We start from the raw sequence: 20962 nt of genomic DNA on the forward strand, positions 1-20962 counted from the left end.
AAACCCTGCTTCATCCAAAGGCCGCGGAGGTTGTCTTACTGGACCTCCTGAAAATCTTCGGCGCCGCGCTTGCAGATGGGGCAGACAAAGTCTGCCGGAAGGGCGTCGCCCTCGTACACGTAGCCGCAGATTTTGCAGACAAACTTTTTCTTGCCGCAGGATTCGCCTTCGGCAGCGCAGCTCTCGCCGCACAGCGCCTTTGCCAGCAGCTCCAGCTGCCTGGAACTCTCCTCGCTCAGAGCGGAGCGGAGGGTCACCACCGGCTCCAGCAGGGTCAGGTTTTTGCTCTTTTCCAGCAGGCCCCTGATGACCCGGGCCGCGGCGGGCGCCCAACTGCCGTTTTCCACAATGCCCACCGTGCGGCTGCAGAAGCCGCGGGCGGTCAGGTGCTCAATGAACTCCCGCATATAGGGGAAGATGTCGTTGTTGTAGGTGGTGGTGGCCAGAACCAGCTGGCTGTAGCGGAAGGCGTCGGCCACCGCCTGAGCCATGTCGCTGCGGGCCAGGTCCCGGACAACCACGGTCTGCCCGGCGGACTTCAGCGTCTCCGCCAGCTGCTCCGCGGCCTTGCGGGTGTTGCCGTAGACGGAGGTGTAGGCGATGAGAATGCCCTCCTCCTCCGGGGTGTAGGAGGACCACTTGCCGTAGAGGTCCAGGTAATGGCCCAGATTTTCCCGGAGCACCGGCCCGTGCAGCGGGCAGATGGTCTGAATGTCCAGCGCCGCTGCCTTTTTCAGCACCGCCTGCACCTGGGTGCCGTACTTGCCCACAATGCCGATGTAATAGCGCCGGGCCTCGTCGTCCCAGTCCTCCTCCGCGTCCTGCGCACCGAACTTTCCGAAGGCGTCGGCGGAGAACAGCACCTTGTCCGTGCTGTCATAGGTCATGATGACCTCCGGCCAGTGGACCATGGGGGCGGTGATGAAGCGCAGGGTGTGCCTGCCCAGGGACAGGGTGTCTCCCTCGCCCACCGTCACCTGCCGGCCGGCCAGGTCCGCGCGGAAGAAGTTCTGAATCATGCCAAAGGCCTTGGAGGAGGCCACCACCTGCGCGGCGGGATAGGTCTCCAGGAACCGGAGCAGGCTGCCGGAGTGGTCCGGCTCCATGTGCTGAACAATGATGTAGTCGGGGGCTTTTCCGCCCAGCACGCTCCGGATGTTGTCCAGCCAGGCTTCCGTGAAGTGGACATCCACCGAGTCGATGACGGCGGTTTTTTCGTCGGTGATCAAATAGGAATTGTAGGCCATGCCGTTGGGAACGTGATACTGGCTCTCAAACAGGTCAATGGCATGGTCGTTGACGCCGACATAACGAATCTCCTGAGAAATCATGGGCAGCTCCTTCTGAATTTCTGTTTATCTGTTTTGATTTGGGGTCTGCGGAAGCGTCCGCTCCCCGGATTTTCTGACCGGGGACGGAAAAGCCCTGGAGAGCAAGGTCTTCTCCAGGGCTTTTTGATCATTGCGCAGCGAGTCCCGTCACAGCCTGCAGGACGCAACCGCCTCGTAGCCCTCCGGCAGCTGCAGCTTCGCGGCATCCGCACCGAAGCTCCACTTGATCTTGCCGGCCCACTGGGAGGCGGTGCTGGAGAAGTGCAGCAGCACGATGCCAAGGCCCAGCTTGCCGTCGATCTCGTCGGTGTAGCTGTCCGGCGTCTTCACCAGGGTGATCTGACCGTCGTGGATGACGAAGCCGTAGGGCTGGCGGTTCAGGTAGCTGGGGGACTGGGAAGCGGCGTACAGGGCCTCCCACAGCATATCGTCATAGAAGCCGATGTACTCGTCAACGCCCTGGGTATTGCCCCAGGTGTCCATGAACACCATGTCATGGAGGCCGCGCTTGGGGGCAAAGTACTGGCGCTTGGCGCTGATGTCCACGTTGGACATGCTCAGGATGTTCACCCGCAGGCGCTTGGTGGTTTTGACGCCCTGGCCGAAGGCCACGATGGCGGCCACGTCCAGCGGGGAGTCAATCTTCAGGGCGGCCTTCACCTTCTCGCTGTCGGTGAAGGTGATCCAGCAGCAGCCCAGATCCATGTCGGTCAGCTTCAGAACCAGGTCCTCCATCACGTAGCCGGCGTTCTCGCCTGCCAGCTCACCCTTGGCGGACAGCAGGACCAGGTAGTTGGGGGCACCGATCAGGAAACTCTCGTAACCGGCGGCTCCCTCCAGAGCCTCCCGGGCCTCCTGGCCGAAAACGCACAGCTTCGTCTCCAGCTCGGGAACCAGACGCTGGCAGGACTTCTGGTAATAGGCCTCGATTTCCGCAAGCGCGGCGGCGGGCACCTTCTTATCCGTAAACTCGCGGACGGACTTTCTGTTTTGGATCAGCGCACTGTAATTCATGGATGTGCCTCCTAATCAATTTGAGATATTCGGGATGGTCTGCAGACTCCCATCCTTCCTTTCAATTCTGCACTTTTATATGATAGTACAACTCACCCTGAATTGCAAGTTTTCCGTGGAATAATTTCATGAAGAGAGGCCCCGGCACCGCTGCCCGGCCGCGGGAGCCGCAAAGTGTCTGTCAGGCTCTGCGCAAAACGCACCCCCGATTCGGGAGAATCGGGGGTGCGTCCGCATGGAATTGCCTGTTTACCGGAAAATCGCTCAGCCTTCCTTGATGGCGGCCTGAGCGGCGGCCAGACGGGCGATGGGCACACGGAAGGGAGAGCAGGACACATAGTCCAGGCCCACCTTGTGGCAGAACTCCACGGAGGAGGGATCGCCGCCGTGCTCGCCGCAGATGCCCAGGTGCAGGTCGGGGTTGGTGCCGCGGCCCAGCTTGGCAGCCATCTCCACCAGCTTGCCGACGCCGGTCTGGTCCAGCTTGGCGAAGGGATCGTTCTCGTAGATCTTCTTGTCGTAGTAGGCGCCCAGGAACTTGCCGGCGTCGTCGCGGGAGAAGCCGAAGGTCATCTGGGTCAGGTCATTGGTGCCGAAGGAGAAGAAATCGGCCTCCTTGGCAATCTCGTCGGCGGTGAGGGCGGCGCGGGGGATCTCGATCATGGTGCCCACCTTGTACTTCATGTCGGACTTGACGGAGGCAATGATCTCGTCGGCGGTCTTCACCACCACGCTCTTGACATACTTCAGCTCCTTGACCTCGCCCACCAGGGGGATCATGATCTCGGGCACCATGGTCCACTCGGGATGACGGGCCTGAACGTTCAGCGCGGCCTTGATGACGGCGCGGGTCTGCATGGCGGCAATCTCAGGATAGGTGACAGCCAGACGGCAGCCGCGGTGACCCATCATGGGGTTGAACTCGTGGAGGCCGGCGATGATGGCCTTGATGTCGGAAACGGTCTTGCCCATGTTGGCGGCCAGGGCGGCGATATCGGCCTCCTCGGTGGGAACGAACTCGTGCAGGGGGGGATCCAGGAAGCGGATGGTGACGGGGCAGCCCTCCATGGCCTCGTAGATGCCCTCGAAGTCAGACTGCTGCATGGGCTCCAGCTTGGCCAGAGCCTTCTCCCGCTGCTCCACGGTGTCGGAGCAGATCATCTCGCGGATGGCGGGGATACGGTCCTCGTTGAAGAACATGTGCTCGGTACGGCACAGGCCGATGCCCTGAGCGCCGAACTTCCGGGCCTGAGCGGCATCGTGGGGAGTGTCGGCGTTGGTGCGGACCTGCAGGCGGCGATACTGGTCGGCCCAGCCCATGACGCGGCCGAACTCGCCGCCGATGGAGGCGTCCACCGTGGGGATGGCGCCGTCATAGATGTCGCCGGTGGAGCCGTTCAGGCTCAGCCAGTCGCCCTCGCGGTAGGTCTTGCCGGCCAGGACGAACTGCTTGTTCTCCTCGTCCATCTTGATGTCGCCGCAGCCGGAGACGCAGCACTTGCCCATGCCGCGGGCCACCACGGCCGCGTGGGAGGTCATGCCGCCGCGGACGGTCAGGATACCCTGAGCGGCCTTCATGCCCTCAATGTCCTCGGGAGAGGTCTCCAGGCGGACCAGAACCACCTTCTCACCCCGCTCGGCCCACTCCTTGGCATCCTCGGCGGTGAACACCACCTTGCCGGAGGCAGCGCCGGGGGAAGCACCCAGGGCCTTGCCCATGACGGCGGCCTTCTTCAGGGCGGTGGGGTCAAACTGGGGATGCAGCAGGGTGTCCAGAGAGCGGGGCTCGATCATGGCCACGGCCTTCTTTTCGTCGATCATGCCCTCGTCCACCAGGTCGCAGGCAATCTTCAGAGCGGCGGCGGGGGTGCGCTTGCCGTTGCGGGTCTGCAGCATGTACAGCTTGCCGTGCTCCACGGTAAACTCCATGTCCTGCATGTCGCGGTAGTGGTTCTCCAGGGTCTTGCAGACGGTCTCGAACTGGGCGAAGGCCTCGGGGAACTTCTCAGCCATCTCAGCGATGGGCATGGGAGTCCGGACGCCGGCCACCACGTCCTCGCCCTGGGCGTTGGTCAGGAACTCGCCGAACAGCTTCTTCTCGCCGGTGGCGGGGTTGCGGGTGAAGGCGACGCCGGTGCCGCAGTCATCGCCCATGTTGCCGAAGGCCATGGACTGCACGTTGACGGCGGTGCCCCAGGAGTAGGGGATGTCATTGTCGCGGCGGTACACGTTGGCGCGGGGGTTGTCCCAGGAACGGAACACGGCCTTGATGGCGCCCATCAGCTGCTCCTTGGGATCGGTGGGGAAGTCCACGCCGATCTTGGCCTTGTATTCGGCCTTGAACTGGTTGGCCAGCTCGTGGAGGTCCTCGGCGGTCAGCTCCACGTCCTGGGTGACGCCGCGCTCCTCCTTCATCTTGTCAATGAGCTGCTCGAAGTACTTCTTGCCCACTTCCATGACCACGTCGGAGTACATCTGGATGAAGCGGCGATAGCAGTCCCAGGCCCAGCGGGGGTTGCCGGACTTCTTGGCCAGCACCTCCACCACGTCCTCGTTGAGGCCCAGGTTCAGGATGGTGTCCATCATGCCGGGCATGGAGGCCCGGGCGCCGGAACGGACGGAGACCAACAGGGGGTTCTCCAGATCGCCGAACTTCTTGCCGGTGATGGCCTCCATCTTCTCGATGTACTCCATGATCTCGGCCATGATGCCGTCGTTGATCTTCTGGCCGTCCTCGTAGTACTGGGTGCAGGCCTCGGTGGTGATGGTGAAGCCCTGGGGCACAGGCAGGCCGATGTTGGTCATCTCGGCCAGGTTGGCGCCCTTGCCGCCCAGCAGCTCGCGCATGTTGGCGTTGCCCTCGGTGAACAGGTAACAATACTTCTTGCTCATTCGTTCATACTCCTTCATTCATTTTGCGGAAAATGCAGGAAAAAACCGCACTCTGCGGGAAATTAGCATATAAATTATAGATGGTTGTGATAAAAAAAACAATACATGATTCCGATAAGAAAATCGGTTGCGGGGAGAAGTTCCCTGCGAATAATTGTGCAAAACTCACAGAAAGCGGAAACGGCCGGATTTTTGGCAATCGCCGCTTCCGATTTTCCCGGAAATGTGATATGATAAACTGAAAACCAGCTCCGGCAGCGGAAGAACGGAAGGGGGGAGCGCCATGGCGGCGTGGAGCCTGGAGGGCAACGAAACGGCGGCGCGGCGGCTGCGGGAGGCGGCGGAGCGGAACGCCCTGTCCCACGCGCTGCTGTTCACCGGCAGCGGCGACCGCATGGCGGCGGCCCGGTTCGCGGCGGCGGCGCTGGAGTGCACCGCTGAGGCGGGAAGGCCCTGCGGCGTGTGTCAGAGCTGCCGCAAGGTGCGGGAGGACATCCACCCCGACGTGGTGACGGTCCGGGACCCGGAGCACAAGAACCTGTCCGTGGACGTGATCCGCGCCGTCCGGGCCGATGCCTATATCCGGCCCAACGAGGGGCGGCGGAAGGTATATCTGTTCCCCGACTGCGGCATCCTGACGGAGGCGGATCAGAATATCCTGCTGAAGATTGTGGAGGAGGGCCCGCCCTACGCCGCGTTTCTGTTCTGCGCGGAAAATCCGGCGTCGGTGCTGACCACCCTCCGGTCCCGCTGCGTGGAGCTGAAGCTGCGCCCCGCCGGGGAGACAGCGGCGGAACTGTCGGAAAACGGCGAGGCGCTGTGCCGGGCGTTGGGGTCCGGAAAGCGGGGGGCCGCGGCGGAGGTGCTGGTGGCCCTGGAGCGGGCCAAGTGCGACCGGGAGACCCTGGCGGCGCTGCTGGAGGAGGTCCGGGGGGTGCTGGCGGCGGCGCTGCTGACGGAGTACGGTCACAAGACCGGAGGAAATACCGGGAAAATGGCCGCGTTTTTAGGGAAAAACTTGACAAAAGCCCAAATCATGCGCACAATAGAAATGTTGCAGAATTACCGGCGTCAATGCCAGTACAACGTAAGCGCCGGTCAGGTCCTGGGGGCCTTGACCGTGGAATTGGAGGGTATCCTTTGACTGAAGTGATCAGCGTCCGCTTTCGCAGCGGGTGCAAGAACTATTTTTTTGACCCCAAGGGCAATCAGGTGCGCATGGGGGACCAGGTGATCGTGGAGACCGCCCAGGGTCTGGAATTCGCCACCTGCACCGAGGGGAACCACGACGTGGACGACAAGCTGGTGGTGAAGCCTCTGTGCGCCATGGTGCGCATGGCTACCGACAGTGACCGCCGCACCGTGGAGTACAACCGCAAGCGGGAGAGCGAGGCCTTCGACATCTGCGAGAAGAAGATCGCCGACCACGGGCTGGAGATGAAGCTGGTGAACGTCAGCTGCAGCTTTGACGGCAGCAAAATCATCTTCTTCTTCACCGCCGACGGCCGGGTGGACTTCCGGGAGCTGGTGCGGGACCTGGCCAGCGTGTTCCGTGCCCGCATCGAGCTGCGGCAGATCGGCGTCCGGGACGAGGCCAAGATGATCGGCGGCCTGGGCATCTGCGGCCGTCCCTTCTGCTGCTCCCAGTTCCTGGACGGGTTCATGCCCGTGTCCATCAAAATGGCCAAGACCCAGAACCTGAGCCTGAACCCCACCAAAATCTCCGGCACCTGCGGCCGGCTGATGTGCTGCCTGAAATACGAGCAGAACGCCTATGAGGACGCCGCCAAGCGGATGCCCAAGGCGGAATCCTTCGTCCAGACCCCCGACGGCCCCGGCAACGTGAAAAGCGTGGACCTGCTGCGGGAGAAGGTGAAGGTGAGCCTGGACTCTGCCGCCCCCTCCGAGCCGCTGAAGACATACCGCCGCTGCGAGATTCAGGTGCTGCGGAACGGCAAGGGCAGCCGGGACGGCATTGAGATTCCGGAGCGCACGGAGCGGTACGTGGAGCCTATGACGGAGGAGGAGATCGCGCCGGTGATCTCCACCCCCTTCTATATGAACCATCTGGAGAACGTGGCCGCCGCCGGCGAGGACGCTCCCGTCCGGGAGAAGATCGGCGGCCCGGAAAGCGGGGAGAAGTACCGCCGCCGCAAGCGGGGCCGCGGCCACCGGAGCGGCGAGGCCGTCACCGCCGAGGCACCCCGGCAGGAGAAGCAGAAGCAGCCCCCCAAGCAGGAGAACAAGGGCGAGGGCCGTTCCCAGAACGCCGGGGACAAGCAGGCCCGGGGAGACAAGTCCCGGCGCCAGCCCAAAAAGCCCCGGACGGAGCAGCCCCAGCAGGCGGAGCGGAGCCGCAAGCCCGCGCCCCAGCAGGCCGCTCCCGCGGCCCCTGCCGCCGAGGGCGGGGAGTCCAAGCGCCGCCGGCCCCACCACCGGGGCGGACGTCGCCACCGGGGCGGCGGAACCGGCGGAGCCGAGCCGAAGAGCGAATAAACCGGACCTGTCTGCCCGCCGCCTCCCCGGCGGCGGGCGTTTCCGTGCCCCGGGAGACGGGGGAGATTCCGAAAGGAGACACCCATGGGAAAATTTGACGGTGTGCTGCTGGCCAGCGATTTTGACAACACCCTGATCTACACCGAAGACTGTCTGCGCAAGGGGCTGCCCATGCCGTCCCTGTCACCGGAAAACCGGGCGGCGCTGGACTATTTCATGGCCGGGGGCGGCAGGTTCTCCGTGGCCACCGGCCGGGCTCTGGCGGCCTTTGCCCCCATTGCGCCGCTGGTGCCCTTCAACGCCCCCTGCGTGGTGTGCAACGGCGCCGCCATCTACGACTGGCAGCAGCAGGAGTATCTGGAGTTCAGCCTGCTGGAGGAGAGCGTCCTCTCCCGGGCCCAGGCGGTGCTGGACGCCTTCCCCACCGTGGCGGTGGAGGCCTACCACATCGAAAACGTGATCCACGCCGTCCACCCCAACGAGATCACCCGGAACCACGAGCACCTGACCCGGGTGGCCACGGTGGAGTGCGGCTCCATGGCGGAGGTGCCCATGCCCCTGGGCAAGCTGCTGTTCGAGGAGCAGCGGCCGGTGCTGGAGCAGGTGGCGGAGTTCCTGCGGCAGCGGGGCTGGGCGGATGACTACGAGCTGATTTTCTCCGGCAGGACGCTGCTGGAGCTGACGGGCAGGGGCGCCAACAAGGGCGGCATGGTGCTGCGTCTGGCGGAGCGGCTGGGCATCAGCCGGGAGCATGTCTACTGCGTGGGGGACGAGTCCAACGACATCTCCATGCTCACCGCCGCCCATCAGGGCTTCGCCCCCGCCAACTGCGTCCCAGCCGTGCGGGACTGCGGCGCCGTCATCGTCTCCCACGCCCGGGAGGGCGCCCTGCGGGACGTGGTGGACATTCTGGATAAGCAATACTGAAAGATTGAGGACCGGAAAAGCCGGTCCTCAATTTTTTTTCGCCGGACCTATTGACAAACGGCAGAAGTGTGTTATTGTATTAATCATATCATACAAATGACGCGGAGAAAGGAGGCAAGGGATGAACTGGCACTTTCAGGATGGTTCTCCCATCTATACCCAGCTCATCGGGCAGATCCGGCAGGGCATCGTCTCCGGCGCGTTCCGGCCGGGAGAACGGCTGCCCTCGGTGCGGGACCTGGCCATGGCGGCGGGGGTGAACCCCAACACCATGCAGCGGGCGCTGTCGGAGCTGGAGCGGGACGGACTGGTGTACTCCCAGCGGACGGCGGGGCGGTTCGTCACGGAGGACCAGACCCTCATTGACGAGGCCCGCCGCACGTTGGCGGAGGAGCATATTCAATCCTTCCTGACCGCCATGGAGCGTCTGGGCTTTGCGCGGGAGGAGGCCCTGACGCTGCTGCGTCAGGAGGCAAAAAAGGAGGAACAGAACCATGGCAGTTCTGGAGTGTAAGGACCTGATCAAGAGCTACGGCTCCAAAAAGGCGCTGGACGGGGTGAACCTGACCATTGAGCCGGGCCGCATCGTGGGGCTGCTGGGCCCCAACGGCAGCGGCAAGACCACCCTCATCAAGCTGGCCAACGGCCTGCTGACCCCCGGCGGCGGGGAACTGACGGTGTGCGGCATGAAGCCCGGCGAAAAGACCCACGCCCTGGTGAGCTATCTGCCGGAGCGGACGGCCATTCCCCTGTGGATGACGGCGAAACAGCTGATGGATTTTTACGGGGACTTTTACGCCGACTTCCGGCGGGAGGCGGCGGAGGAGATGCTGGCCCATCTGGACATCTCCCCGAAGCAGCGCATCCGCCAGATGAGCAAGGGCACCCGGGAGAAGGTGCAGCTGATCATGGTCATGAGCCGGGCGGCGAAGCTGTATCTGCTGGATGAGCCCATCGGCGGTGTGGACCCGGCCACCCGGGACTACATCCTCTCCACCATCATCCGCAATTACAACCCGGAGGCGGCGGTGATCATCTCCACCCACCTGATCGCCGACGTGGAGCGGGTGCTGGACGAGGTGGTGTTCCTGCAGCAGGGGAAGGTGGTGCTCCGCTCCTCCACCGACGAGATCCGGGAGGAAAAGGGCATGAGCGTGGACCATTTGTTCCGGGAGGTGTTCAAATGCTGAGAAAACTGATCAAGCATGAGTTCCGGGCCACCGGCCGGGTGATGCTGCCCATGTACGCGGTTCTGCTGCTCACGGCGGTGGGGGCCAACCTGTCCACCCGGGGCCTGCTGGAAACCGATATATGGTTCCTGGATTTCCTGGGCGGTGCGCTGGTAACGGCCTTTGCCGTGGCCATGTTCGCCGTGTGCATCGTGGCCTTTGTGCTGATGATCCAGCGGTTTCAGCGGAACCTGCTGGGAGACGAGGGCTATCTGACCCTGACGCTGCCGGCGTCCATCCATAAGCAGGTGTGGGCAAAGCTGATCGTCTCGGCGGTGTGGTTTGCCCTGACGCTGATCGTGGTGTTCGCGGCCTGCCTGATTATGGCCTATGACGTGGGACTGATCCATCAGCTTGTCCGGGGTTTGCGGATGGTGCTGGAGGAGTTTAGCCGCAGCCCCTACGCCTTTGACGTGCCGGCCTTCTGCCTGGAGCTGCTGGCGGTGTGCTTCCTGGGCAGCTGCGTCATGTGCCTGCAGTTCTACGCCGCCATGGCGGCGGGCCACGGCTTTGCCAACCACAAGAAGCTGTGGACGGTGGTGATGTTCTTCGGGCTGTGGTTCGTCATGTGGTGGGCCGTGGGAGGCATCTGCAACCTGTTCGACTTCATGGGCTGGGACTACCTGCTCTCCAACCTCACTGCCGGTTGGGATATGAACGTCGCCATGCACTTCTCCATGGTGACCGCGGGGGTCCTGGAGGTGCTCTACGGCAGCGTGGCGTATGTCATCACGGTGGTGTGCCTGAAGCGGCGGCTGAATCTGGAATAAACGAAAAGACCGGCCACAGGCCGGTCTTTTCGTTTATATCGGTGATCACCGGGGGATCGCGGGTTCCCCGCGGGGGATGCAGCGAAGGTTGCGGCTTTGCGCCCCCACTTTTCTTTTGACGCGTCAAAAGAAAAGTCGCCGCGCCCGGTGGAAAAGAAAAACGCTGAGCGTGACCTTTGCTCCGCAAAGGTCAGACCGGGGGTCTTCTCAGACGGTGCGGCAGAGACTTGCAGGTCTCCTGCCAGCTGCGGAGTACCGCTCCCGTGTCGGAAGTTTTCTGCCGCAAGTCGCGGAAGTCCGGAGGCCGTCGTGGTGGAAAACTGAAAGGTCTGTCCTTCTATTCCCGCGCGTTACGCGCATACCTGGGCAATAATCGATAACCACCCCAGTAGGGCGTAGCGAAGCGGAAAGCCCGGGGCCAACACGCAGGGGCCTTTCGACCCTGCACCCCGATGACTGCCCAGCCATCAACTTTGCGGCGAAAAGCTCTCCGGGATTGCCAGGGTCAGACGCAGCCGGCAGGAGACTATCCGGGCATAGGAAGCACCGTCTGAGAAAACTCCCGTCAGCCTTTGTGTACAAAGGCGAAAAAAGCGCTTTTCTTTTGGACCGTGCACGGCCCGTTTTATTTGGGCAAGACCCAAAGAAAATGGGGGGTGCAAAGCCTGCGATCTTCATCGCACTCCCGGCACCCGGACGGGTGCATCCCCGCCGGGGGCCCGGCAATTTCCGGCACCGAAACCGGTGCATCATCCACCGACGATGGTCGGCACCTCCCGGCGCCCGGACGGGCGCACTCCCACCGGTGCCCCGGTGAATTTACAGCACCTGCCGCCCTTCGCTCCACACCGCCCGGAGCCAGCCGTCCTGCCGCTGATACACGCACCGCTCAAACCGGTCCCGCACCGTGAGGGGATAGGGCGTCAGCAGCCGGCTGTCATCCAGCACCACCGCGTGGAGGGGATCGCCGGGTGCGAAGCCGCCTTTGGCGCCGAAGAACCGCTCTCCGGCGGTGGTGGCCAGATACCAGGCCTCCGCCACCGTCAGGTGGGGCGTCTCCCAGTTGTCCAGAATCCGGCGGTCCTTGGAGCAGCGCAGGGCGTCCTCCACCGCGCCGAACATGCTCAGGTGGGACCCGCCGGCCACGTCGGTGCCCAGGGCCACCTTCAGCCCCTCGTCCAGCATCTTCCGGACGGGGGCGATGCCGGAGCAGATGCTGTTGTTGGAGTTGGGACAGTGGACCACCGTCACCCCGGCGGCCTTCATGGCCGCCCGCTCCGCCCCGTCGGAGTGGACGCAGTGGGCCATCAGGGTCCGGTCCGTCCACAGGCCGTACTTGGCGTACACACCGCCGTAGTTGGGGCAGTCCGGGTGGAGCCGGGCCACAAGTTCTATCTCCTGATGGTTCTCCGACAGGTGGGACTGCACGGGCAGGTCCCGCTCCGCCGCCAGTCTGCCCAGAAACGCCAGCAGCTCCCCGGTGCAGGAGGGCACAAACCGGGGCGTCAGCACGGGCCGGACCCGGGTGAAGCGCTCACAGCCCTCCAGCCACCGCAGCGTCTCGGCCATGGAGCCTTCCGTGGTCTCCTGCAGGCCCTCCGCGCCGTTCTGATCCATGTTCACCTTGCCCACCAGGCCCACAATGCCCGCCTTCTCCAGCTCCTCCATCAGCACCAGCGTGGCGTCGGTGTGGAGGGAGGAGAACATGGCCACCCGGGTGGTGCCGTTGGCGATGAGGTCATGGGCCAGCCGCCGGTAGACCTCCCGGGCGAAGCCCAGGTCCGTGAACCGCCGCTCCGTGGGGAAGGCGTAGCTCTGGAGCCACTCCAGCAGGGGCTTGTCCAGCCCCAGCCCCATCATGGCGTACTGGGGGCCGTGGACGTGCATGTCCGCCGGGGCCTGGAGAATCAGGCAGTCCCCCCAGTCCTGAACGTCGCACTGGCGGTACCGCTCCGGCAGATCGGCGAATACCCCCGTGATTTTGCCGTCCTCCGCCGTCAGATAGCCGTGTTCCGTAATGTCCAGCCGCCCCAGCTCCGGAGCGGCCACAATGTTGCCCTTGAGAATCTGCGTCATAGCTTCCGCCGCCTTTCTTTGATGCCACCAGCATACCACGGCCAGCCCAAAGACGCAACCTCCCCGCATGGCTTCACGCCATGCGGGGAGGTTTGGGTGAGCTGAGATGGCAATCGGGCCGCGCTTCCTGCCGCTGTCAGCCCAGACAGCGGTACAGGAACGTCACGATCTGGGCGCGTTTGCAGGTGGCGTTGGGGCTGAAGGTGGTGGCGGTGGTACCGCCGGTGATGCCGTTTTTGGCGGCCCACAGCACCGCGTTGGCGTAGTAGGCGTCGGCCGCCACGTCGGTAAAGGGATTGGCGGTGCCGGCGGCGGGGGCCTTCTGGGCGCGCCACAGGAACGTCACGATCTGGGCGCGTTTGCAGGTGGCGTTGGGGCTGAAGGTGGTGGCGGTGGTGCCGTTGGTGATGCCGTTCTCCACAGCCCACAGCACCGCACTGTAATAGTAGCTGCCCTTGGACACGTCGGTGAAGGGGTTCACACTGCTCTTGGGAGCGGGAGAACCGGCGGCGCGCCACAGGAAGGTAACGGCCTGGGCCCGGGTGCAGGCTCTGTCCGGGCTGAAGTGGGACGCGTCGGTGCCGCCGGTGATATTGTTCCGGTTGGCCCAGATCACCGCGTCAAAGTAATAGCTGCCGCTGGGCACGTCCGCAAAGGGATTCGTAACAGCGGTTGTCTCCTGATTGGCCGTCCAGCGCGCGTAGAGGGTGACATCGAACTCCACATTGTAGAGGGTTGTTTCACCAATGTGGGCCCCGCCCTCGGCGGCTGTATACCAACCGACGAAAGTATATCCGGTGCGTGTCGGCACAGGAAGGGTGCCGACAACGGTATTATAAGGGACGTCCTTATAGGCAGCAGAGCAGATTCCGCCGTTGGGATTCAGAGTCAGGCGATAAACCACGCTTTCAGCTTCCGGGGGTGTCACGGGAGTGGTTTCCGGGGGTGTCACGGGGGCGGTTTCCGTGGCTGCCGCGGGAGCGGTTCCCGTGGTGGTGAAGAAACGCAGCAGGCCTTGATAGGTAGTGCCGTTGACCACGGTGAAGAAGCGGTACTGATAGGTGGTGCCGCTGTCCAGCGTCACACCCAGCTCTTTGTTGATATCGTACCAGGTGTGGAAGGTGGTGGTGCTGTCGCTTACGTTGGAAACAGTTTCACGGTGCTCTTTGATCAGATTTCCGGCCGCATCATACAGCCGCAGGCCGCAGGCAGTAACCCTGGCTCCGGCAGTCTTTTTGATTTTGGTGACTACGGTGGCGTTATGATCGCTGACGGAGATCTTGCTGGTGTATTCCTTGTCGGTGGGTGTCAGCAGAGAAACACTGATGGCAGAAGTTGTAGGTGTGGAAGGAGTTGTGGGTGTCGTCGGAGACGTGGGCGTGTTGGGCGTGGTGGGTGTCGTCGGGGACGTGGGTTTGGTGATTTCCACACCGGTTTCCTCAAACACAGGCGGTTCCAACGCGTTCAGGCCGCTGTACACGGTGATGAAGCTCTTGCTGGCGTAACCCACCTTGCCGTTATAATAGACACTGTACCAACTGCCGCTGGTCTCTTTGGTATAGACCGTAACCATGGCGTTATTGGGAATCTCGGCCAGCGAGGTGCCGGAGGAGCTGGCCTTGATGCGCAGATTCAGCGAATCGCTGACCTTGACTACGCCGTCGGCCACGGGCGTGTCGAGGTAATCCGAGAAGATCCATGCTCCCGCGGTGGTGCGGTACCACACATTGCCGTAGGAGTTGACCGCCTTGCCGTTGACCGTCACACTGTTTCCCTTGACAGTCCATCCCGGGGAGGCGCCGTAGGGGGCGAAATGCACGGGAGCGGAAGATTTTCCGCTTTTCAGGGAAATGGTGGTGCTGCTCATGCTGACCACGTTCAGACTATCCAGACATTCCTCGCAGAACCCCTTGGAATTGTAGCAATGGGAGTGTGTGCCGAGATAACCCGCGCTGAGCCATTCTCCGCTGCTCAGCTGATACCAGGTGTTGTTGAAAGCGTTTTTTACGGAACCCGTTGTATAAACGGTATCGCCCTCTTGATATCTGGTGAGGACGGTGGCATCGCCGTAGGGGGTAGCGTGGGAGGGCGCGGTGCCGGTGGCATTCACATCCACAACCTCCAGATATTTGCCGCCGCCTGTGGGGGTGGGGAGTACGTAGGCAGTCTTGCACTGAGAGCAGACTACGCTGTTATCGTTCTGGAACACATAGGCGCTCTTGCCGTTGACGGTGTGGGAGCAGGGAGGGGTGGCACAGGACAGTTGTGTATCTGTATTGTTTACCGCGTGGATAATCGTCAGATAAACCGTGCGGTTCAGAGTGCCGCCTTCTTTGACGGTAGCGATGCCGGTTGCGTTGCTTCCCAACAGTTTTTCCAGTGTGAATACTGCGAAACGGGCTTTATTCTTTGAATTCCCCTCAAAGTTGGATTCATAAATCGAAATATTTCCCTTGGCGTCAATATCGTACAGATGCATGATATGATTGCCTGTAGAGCTTTTGATGCGGAAGGAATCACCCGGCTTTGCGTAATTTTTCAGATAATTCATCAACTGCGCTTCGGTTGTACAGGGAATGCCGCCCGTTCCGCTGGGCATCAGGTAATTCTCTTTATTACTTTCCTTGTCATAATGCCCCCAAAGGTTATCAAACAGGTATCTGGTAAATGCTGCACACTGCCCGGCGCCGCCGTATCCTTTCCCGATATCCGCGGCGTACGCGCTGCTGTTCCAATTGTTCATCAGTGTATCCAACCGCGTTTTGGAGTAAGCATCCGCCGCGTGAACAGGGGGAACCAGTCCCGCGCAGAGAATCAGGGCCAGCAGTACAGACAGCGCTCTCTTCTTCATATCATGCACATCCTTTGTATCATAATGATACCATCATACCATAATCTGCCGTCATTTCAAGAGCAAACGCCTGCCAGAAGATTCGTCGCAAACCCCGCACCGTCACCTCCGGCGCGCCTCCGGCGTATGCTGATGGGGGCGGAGAACAGTCCGTCCCGGAGAGGAGAGATAAATATGCAGACCCTTGGATGGGCCGCGGCGGGCGGCATTGCCTTCCCCTTCTGTATGACCTCCGCCGGCGCCGCCATGGTGTTTTTCGCCCGGCCCCGGGCCCGGTCGGAGAAGACCACGCTGGGCTTCGCGGCAGGGGTGATGACGGCGGCGTCGGTGTGGAGTTTGCTGCTGCCGGCCATCGAGCGCAGCGAGGCCCTGGGCCTGCCGGGCTGGCTGCCCGCGGCGGCGGGGCTGCTGGCGGGCGTGGTGTTTCTGGCCGCCATGGACGGCTGGTTTGTGCGTCTGGCAGGGGACCGGGCGGGAACGGCCCTGCTCTCCGCCGCCATTACCCTACATAACGTGCCGGAGGGGCTGGCGGTAGGGCTGGCCTTCGCCCTGGCGGCGGAGGAGGGGAGCATGGCGGCGGCCGCGGCGCTGTCGCTGGGCATCGGCATCCAGAACTTCCCGGAGGGGATGGCCATCGCCCTGCCTCTGCGCCAGTCGGGCCGCTCCCGGCTGAACGCCTTTGCCGGAGGGGTGCTGTCCGGCGCGGTGGAGCCTGCGGCGGCAATGCTGGCGGCGGCACTGTCCGCCCGGCTCGTCGCCGTCATGCCGTGGCTGCTGGCCTTCGCGGCGGGAGCCATGCTGTACGTGGTGGTGGAGGAGCTGGTGCCCCAGGCCGCCGGCCGCTCCGGCACCTGCGGCTTCGTGGCGGGCTTCCTGGCCATGATGGTGCTGGACGTGGCGCTGGGATAAGGAAAACCGGCGGATGTTCCGCCGGTTTTCCTTTATATTATTTCGCTGACAGCGTCTCCGGGTCCAGGCCGGTGAGGTACCGGCGCAGGGCGTCGAAGGCGTGGTTGCAGGCGTTGTGGCGCACCAGGTCCCGGCGGCGCTTCCCCAGCTGCAGCGACCGGCAGAAGGTGCCGTCCGGGGCGGCAAGGCCCACAAACACGGTGCCCACCGGGTTGCCCCGGTCATCGCTGTCCGGGCCTGCCACGCCGGTGACGGACAGGGCCACGTCCGCTCCGGTGAGCTTCCGGACGCCCTCCGCCATGGCCCGGGCGGTCTCGGCGGACACGGCGCCGTATGTATCCAGCGTCTCCTGGGGCACCCCCAGAACGGAGGCCTTCACCTCCGTCCAGTAGGACACCACGCCGCCCCGGTAGACGGCGGAGGAGCCGGGAATGGCGGTGATCCACTGGCCCAGCTGGCCGCCGGTGCAGGACTCGGCGGTGGCCAGGGTCAGCCCCTGTTCCTTCAGCAGCCGGAAGCACCGCTCCGGCAGGCTGGCTACGTCCACGCCGTAGACGAAGCTGCCCAGGGCGGACACCACCTCCTCCACCACGGGGGCGAGCATGGTCTCCGCCTCCTCCAGCGTGGCGGCCTTGGCGGTGGCCCGCACCAGCGCCTCGGCGGGTTTGGCGTAGGTGGCCAGGGTGGGGTTGGTCATCACCACCATTTTGTCGTGGAGCATTTCCTCCACGGCGGACTCGCCGATGCCGAAGGTCATGATGTCATGGGACACCAGCACCTCGCTGGACAGGGCGCGGAGGTAGGGGATGGCGCACCGCTCCGTCATGGTGCGGCACTCGTGGGGCGGGCCGGGGAGCATCAGCACGTGGACGCCCCCCTCCTCAAAGGCGCAGCCGGGGGCGGTGCCCACGGCGTTGTGGAAGATGGTGCAGTTCTCCGGCAGCATGGCCTGCTGCAGGTTGTTGGCCGGCATCCGCCGGTGGAGGTTGCTCTCGTAGTAGGTCCGGATGGCCTCCTCCAGCTCCGGGTGGAGCACCAGGGGCCGGCCGAAGACCTCGCAGATGGTCTGCTTGGTGAGATCGTCATAGGTGGGGCCCAGCCCGCCGGTGGTGAGGATGATGTCCGCCCGCTGGCGGGCGATGTTCAGCGCCTGGCGCAGCCGCTCCGGGTTGTCGCCCACCACCGTGTGGTAAAATACGTTGACGCCGATGCTGTTGAGGGCCTGGGAGAGGAACTGGGCGTCGGTGTTGGCGATGTTGCCCAGCAGGATCTCCGTGCCCACGGCGATGATTTCCGCGGTATGTGCCATGGAAGATTCCTCCTTGCTGCGGGCCTCGGCCCGTGTTATTCGTTGGTTCCGGCGGGAGTCCGGACGGTCATGGTGCCGTCGGCCTTGATGCGCACCTGCTTGACGCCGGAGAGGGCCTTGGCCACCAAAGCCTCCACGTCCAGGGCGGCCTCCGCCGCCTCCACCTCCGCCAGCACCGGCCGGGTGCAGGGGTGGCGGGGGGTGAACACGGTGCAGCAGTCCTCGTAGGGCAGGATGGACGTCTCATAGGTGCCGATGCGCCGGGACAGGCGGATGATCTCCACCTTGTCCATGCCGATGAGGGGCCGCAGCACCGGCAGGTCCGTCACCGCCTCGGTGACCCCCAGGGACAGCATGGTCTGGCTGGCCACCTGGCCCAGAGACTCGCCGGTGACCAGGGCGCCGGCCTTCACCCGCTTTGCCACCGCCGCCGAAAGGCGCATCATGAAGCGGCGCATGATCAGGGTGAAATACATCTCCGGGCAGCTGCGGCGGATCTCCTCCTGAATCTCCGTGAAGGGCACAATGTGGACCACCAGCTGGCCGCACCAGGGCACCAGCTGCTTCGCCAGCTCCAGCACCTTGTCCTGGGCCTGCTGGGAGGTGTAGGGGGGCGACTCGAAGTGGACCATCTCCAGCCACACGCCCCGGCGTGCCATCATCCAGGAGGACACGGGGCTGTCGATGCCGCCGGAGAGCAGGCTGATGGCCTTGCCGCCGGTGCCCACCGGCAGTCCGCCGGCGCCCTCCAGGGAGGGGCCGTGGACGTAGGCGGCCTTCTCCCGGATCTCCACGCACACCGTCAGGTCCGGGTTGTGCACGTCCACCGCCACGTCGGGGAAGGCGTCCGCCAGCTCGCCGCCCACCGCCTGGGACAGCTGAATGGAGTTCATGGGATACCGCTTGTCCGCCCGCTTGCTCTCCACCTTGAAGGTGCGGGCGGCGGCGAACTCCTCCGCCAGATAGGTGCGGGCGGTTTCCACAATGGCCTCCACCGTTTTCTCGCAGGGCAGCGCCCGCACCACCGCGGCGATGCCGAACACCTGCTGGCAGGCGGCGCAGGCGCCGTCCACGTCGCAGCGCTCCTCCAGGGCCTCCACGTAAATGGTGCTCTGGCGGGTGTAGATCTGGAACCGGCCGAAGGGACGGATGTGGCGGCTGACGTTGGCCAGCAGCTTATCCTCGAACACGGAGCGGTTCAGCCCCTTCAGAACCACCTCACCCAGCTTCAGCAGCAGAATCTCCCGGGGCGGGGCGTCATTGGTGTGATTTGTCATAGATGACCTCCAGAATGGGATTGAAAAATTTACGAACCGTATTGTACCACAAATTTTCCTGTCATAAAATACCCCATGCGGGGCCGGACCGAAAAAATTTCCGCGGGGATGTGACCTTTTGCCCCGCCGGACCATCTATATGATTGACCGGTCAGAAGACGATGAGAGGAGCGGATGGGAGCATGGCATCAGCGATGCTGGACAAAGACACATTCTGCGCGCAGGTCATCCGGCATCAGGACGCCCTGTTCCGGGCCGCCAAGGCCATTCTGCGCAGCGACCAGGACGCGGAGGACGCGGTGCAGGAGGCCATCTGCGCCGCCTTCGCCGCCCGGGAGCAGCTGCGGGACCCCGCCCGGTTCAAGCCCTGGATGCTGCGCATCGTGGTGAACCAGAGCTACGAGCTGTGCCGGAAGCGAAAGCCCACGGTGGACCTGGACCAGGTGGCGGACTGGCTGCCCGCCGGGGATCAGGACCCCACGGAGCGTCTGGCACTGTGGCAGGCGGTGCTGTCCATCAGCGACGACCTGCGCTCCGCCGTGACCCTCTTTTACTACGAAGGGCTGTCCGTCCGGGAGATCGCGGCGGTGCTGAACATCAGCGAGAGCGCCGTCAAGACCCGGCTGTCCCGGGGGCGGGAGAAGCTGCGGCGGCTGCTGAATGAACAATGAGGTGCGATATGGAACGATTTGACGAAGAACTGCGGGAGCGGGCCGCACGGGAGCCGTTTCCCATTCCCGAGGACTATGCCGGACGGGTGTTTCAGACCTGCGCCGGCCTGGAGGACCGGCCGGCGCGCCGGACGCGGCAGAGCCGGCACTGGGGCCGCTGGGTGGCGGCGGCGCTGGCGCTGCTGATTGCGGTGCCCAACGTGTCCCCCGCCGCGGCGGCGGCCATGACGGAGGTGCCGGTGCTGGGGGCGGTGGTGAAGGTCCTCACCTTCCGGAATTACACCTGGGATGACGGCCTCCACAGCGCCGAAGCCTCCGTGCCGGAGCTGAGCGGCGGCGCGGCGGCCCAGGCCGTCAGCGATCAGGCGCGGGAGTACACCCAGCGGCTGCTGGCGGCGTTTCAGGAAAAGTGTGAGACGGAGCTGGGGCCGGAGGGCTATGCCGGTCTGGACGTGACCTCCCGGGTGGTGACGGACACGGAGGAGTGGTTCACCCTCCGGATCGACGCCACGGAGACCATGGCCAGCGGCTATGAGTTCAGCCGGTTCTACCACATTGACAAAACCACCGACCGGGTGGTGACCCTGGCGGAGCTGTTCCGCCCCGGCGCGGACTACAGCGCCCCGCTGACGGCGGAGGTGCTGCGGCAGATGGAGGAGCAGATGGCGCAAAGTGAGGAAGCGGTTTACTTCCCGGAGGAGCTGACCGCCATCGGCCCGGACCAGAATTTCTATTTCGACGAGGAAGGGAACATCGTTCTGGTGTTCGACGAATACGCCGTGGCCACCGGCTCCATGGGGATGCCGGAGTTCACCATTCCGGCATCGGTGGTGCAGGACCTGCTGCGGTGAGAAAGCGATAGGAGGCAAAAAGTGAGACGTTTTGGAGCATTGGCGCTGGCGGTGCTGCTGGTCATGATTCTTTTGGCAGGCTGCGGCGGCAAAAGCGGCAGCCAGACGGAGAAGGAGGAGCACGTCCTTTCCGGCACTGTGGAGGAGAAGAAGGACTTCATGCTGGTGGTGGCCGATGACAACGGCGATGAGTACGCCCTCACCATCAACGGTGACAAGCCGGAGGGGTGGGACGACGCCGCAGTGGGCGACCGGGTAGACGTGACCTACACCGGGGAGCTGTCCGTGGTGGACCCTTTCACCGGAGAGGTCCTTTCCGTGGAAAAAACCGACTGAATACAACGGCCCGGGAGGCGGTA

Annotated in this window: 17 protein-coding genes; 10 read left to right on the plus strand and 7 right to left on the minus strand. The window is 63.8% G+C overall.

Going from position 1 to position 20962, the window contains the following annotated elements; genetic code table 11:
- Window positions 1-35 precede the first annotated feature (35 nt).
- The 3 genes from SOX55_RS04585 to ppdK form a co-directional block, all read right to left on the minus strand.
- Window positions 36-1331: an MBL fold metallo-hydrolase gene (locus tag SOX55_RS04585; protein WP_325286259.1), complete on the minus strand. Its 1296-nt coding sequence runs from the start codon at window positions 1329-1331 to the stop codon at window positions 36-38.
- 147 nt (window positions 1332-1478) lie between these two features.
- Entirely contained in the window at window positions 1479-2345 is an 867-nt protein-coding gene (locus tag SOX55_RS04590; RefSeq protein WP_325286260.1) for a nitroreductase family protein, read from the minus strand.
- Between the two features lie 264 nt (window positions 2346-2609).
- Window positions 2610-5237: a pyruvate, phosphate dikinase gene (gene ppdK, locus SOX55_RS04595; RefSeq protein WP_325286261.1), complete on the minus strand. Its 2628-nt coding sequence runs from the start codon at window positions 5235-5237 to the stop codon at window positions 2610-2612.
- A gap of 283 nt (window positions 5238-5520) precedes the next feature.
- Between ppdK and SOX55_RS04600 the strand changes: the two genes are divergently transcribed.
- The 6 genes from SOX55_RS04600 (at window position 5521) to SOX55_RS04625 (ending at window position 10659) form a co-directional block, all read left to right on the plus strand.
- Entirely contained in the window at window positions 5521-6381 is an 861-nt protein-coding gene (locus tag SOX55_RS04600; protein ID WP_325286262.1) for a DNA polymerase III subunit delta', read from the plus strand.
- 5 nt (window positions 6382-6386) lie between these two features.
- A complete protein-coding gene (locus SOX55_RS04605) occupies window positions 6387-7733 on the plus strand; it encodes a PSP1 domain-containing protein (RefSeq protein ID WP_325286279.1) in 1347 nt (448 codons plus the stop codon).
- An 84-nt stretch (window positions 7734-7817) separates the two neighbouring features.
- Entirely contained in the window at window positions 7818-8660 is an 843-nt protein-coding gene (locus SOX55_RS04610; RefSeq protein WP_325286263.1) for an HAD family hydrolase, read from the plus strand.
- Window positions 8661-8781: 121 nt separating this feature from the next.
- A complete protein-coding gene (locus SOX55_RS04615; protein WP_325286264.1) occupies window positions 8782-9174 on the plus strand; it encodes a GntR family transcriptional regulator in 393 nt (130 codons plus the stop codon).
- Entirely contained in the window at window positions 9155-9850 is a 696-nt protein-coding gene (locus SOX55_RS04620) for an ABC transporter ATP-binding protein (RefSeq protein ID WP_325286265.1), read from the plus strand. The genes SOX55_RS04615 and SOX55_RS04620 overlap by 20 nt, the downstream gene beginning before the upstream one ends.
- Window positions 9844-10659: a hypothetical protein gene (locus SOX55_RS04625; RefSeq protein ID WP_325286266.1), complete on the plus strand. Its 816-nt coding sequence runs from the start codon at window positions 9844-9846 to the stop codon at window positions 10657-10659. The genes SOX55_RS04620 and SOX55_RS04625 overlap by 7 nt, the downstream gene beginning before the upstream one ends.
- 819 nt (window positions 10660-11478) lie before the next feature.
- On the opposite strand, the gene SOX55_RS04630 is transcribed toward SOX55_RS04625, so the two are convergent.
- Together SOX55_RS04630 and SOX55_RS04635 are read right to left on the minus strand one after the other, a co-directional pair.
- Window positions 11479-12735, minus strand: coding sequence for an amidohydrolase family protein (locus SOX55_RS04630; RefSeq protein WP_325286267.1), 1257 nt, complete (start codon window positions 12733-12735; stop codon window positions 11479-11481).
- A 136-nt stretch (window positions 12736-12871) separates the two neighbouring features.
- Window positions 12872-15103 (minus strand): S-layer homology domain-containing protein, encoded by a 2232-nt coding sequence (locus tag SOX55_RS04635; protein ID WP_325286268.1) that lies wholly within the window; start codon window positions 15101-15103, stop codon window positions 12872-12874.
- A gap of 657 nt (window positions 15104-15760) precedes the next feature.
- Between SOX55_RS04635 and SOX55_RS04640 the strand changes: the two genes are divergently transcribed.
- Window positions 15761-16495, plus strand: a complete 735-nt coding sequence (locus tag SOX55_RS04640) for a ZIP family metal transporter (RefSeq protein WP_325286269.1) — start codon at window positions 15761-15763, stop codon at window positions 16493-16495.
- 37 nt (window positions 16496-16532) lie between these two features.
- On the opposite strand, the gene SOX55_RS04645 is transcribed toward SOX55_RS04640, so the two are convergent.
- Together SOX55_RS04645 and thiI are read right to left on the minus strand one after the other, a co-directional pair.
- A complete protein-coding gene (locus tag SOX55_RS04645; RefSeq protein ID WP_325286270.1) occupies window positions 16533-17804 on the minus strand; it encodes a competence/damage-inducible protein A in 1272 nt (423 codons plus the stop codon).
- A 35-nt stretch (window positions 17805-17839) separates the two neighbouring features.
- Complete coding sequence (gene thiI / locus SOX55_RS04650) at window positions 17840-19081, minus strand: tRNA uracil 4-sulfurtransferase ThiI (RefSeq protein ID WP_325286271.1); 1242 nt, start codon at window positions 19079-19081, stop codon at window positions 17840-17842.
- Between the two features lie 182 nt (window positions 19082-19263).
- On the opposite strand from thiI, the gene SOX55_RS04655 reads away from it, so the two are divergent.
- Genes SOX55_RS04655 through SOX55_RS04665 form a run of 3 tightly spaced genes read left to right on the plus strand, consistent with a single transcriptional unit; the run spans window position 19264 to window position 20939 of the window.
- Window positions 19264-19752 (plus strand): RNA polymerase sigma factor, encoded by a 489-nt coding sequence (locus SOX55_RS04655; protein ID WP_325286272.1) that lies wholly within the window; start codon window positions 19264-19266, stop codon window positions 19750-19752.
- A gap of 8 nt (window positions 19753-19760) precedes the next feature.
- The gene (locus tag SOX55_RS04660; protein ID WP_325286273.1) at window positions 19761-20603 is read left to right on the plus strand and encodes an RsiV family protein; all 843 of its coding nucleotides are present in this window, start codon (window positions 19761-19763) and stop codon (window positions 20601-20603) included.
- 21 nt (window positions 20604-20624) lie between these two features.
- On the plus strand, window positions 20625-20939 hold the full coding sequence (locus tag SOX55_RS04665; protein ID WP_325286274.1) for a DUF1344 domain-containing protein: 315 nt from the start codon (window positions 20625-20627) through the stop codon (window positions 20937-20939).
- Window positions 20940-20962: the final 23 nt, after the last annotated feature.

This window comes from Dysosmobacter sp., from assembly GCF_034093755.1.
Classification (GTDB): domain Bacteria; phylum Bacillota; class Clostridia; order Oscillospirales; family Oscillospiraceae; genus Oscillibacter.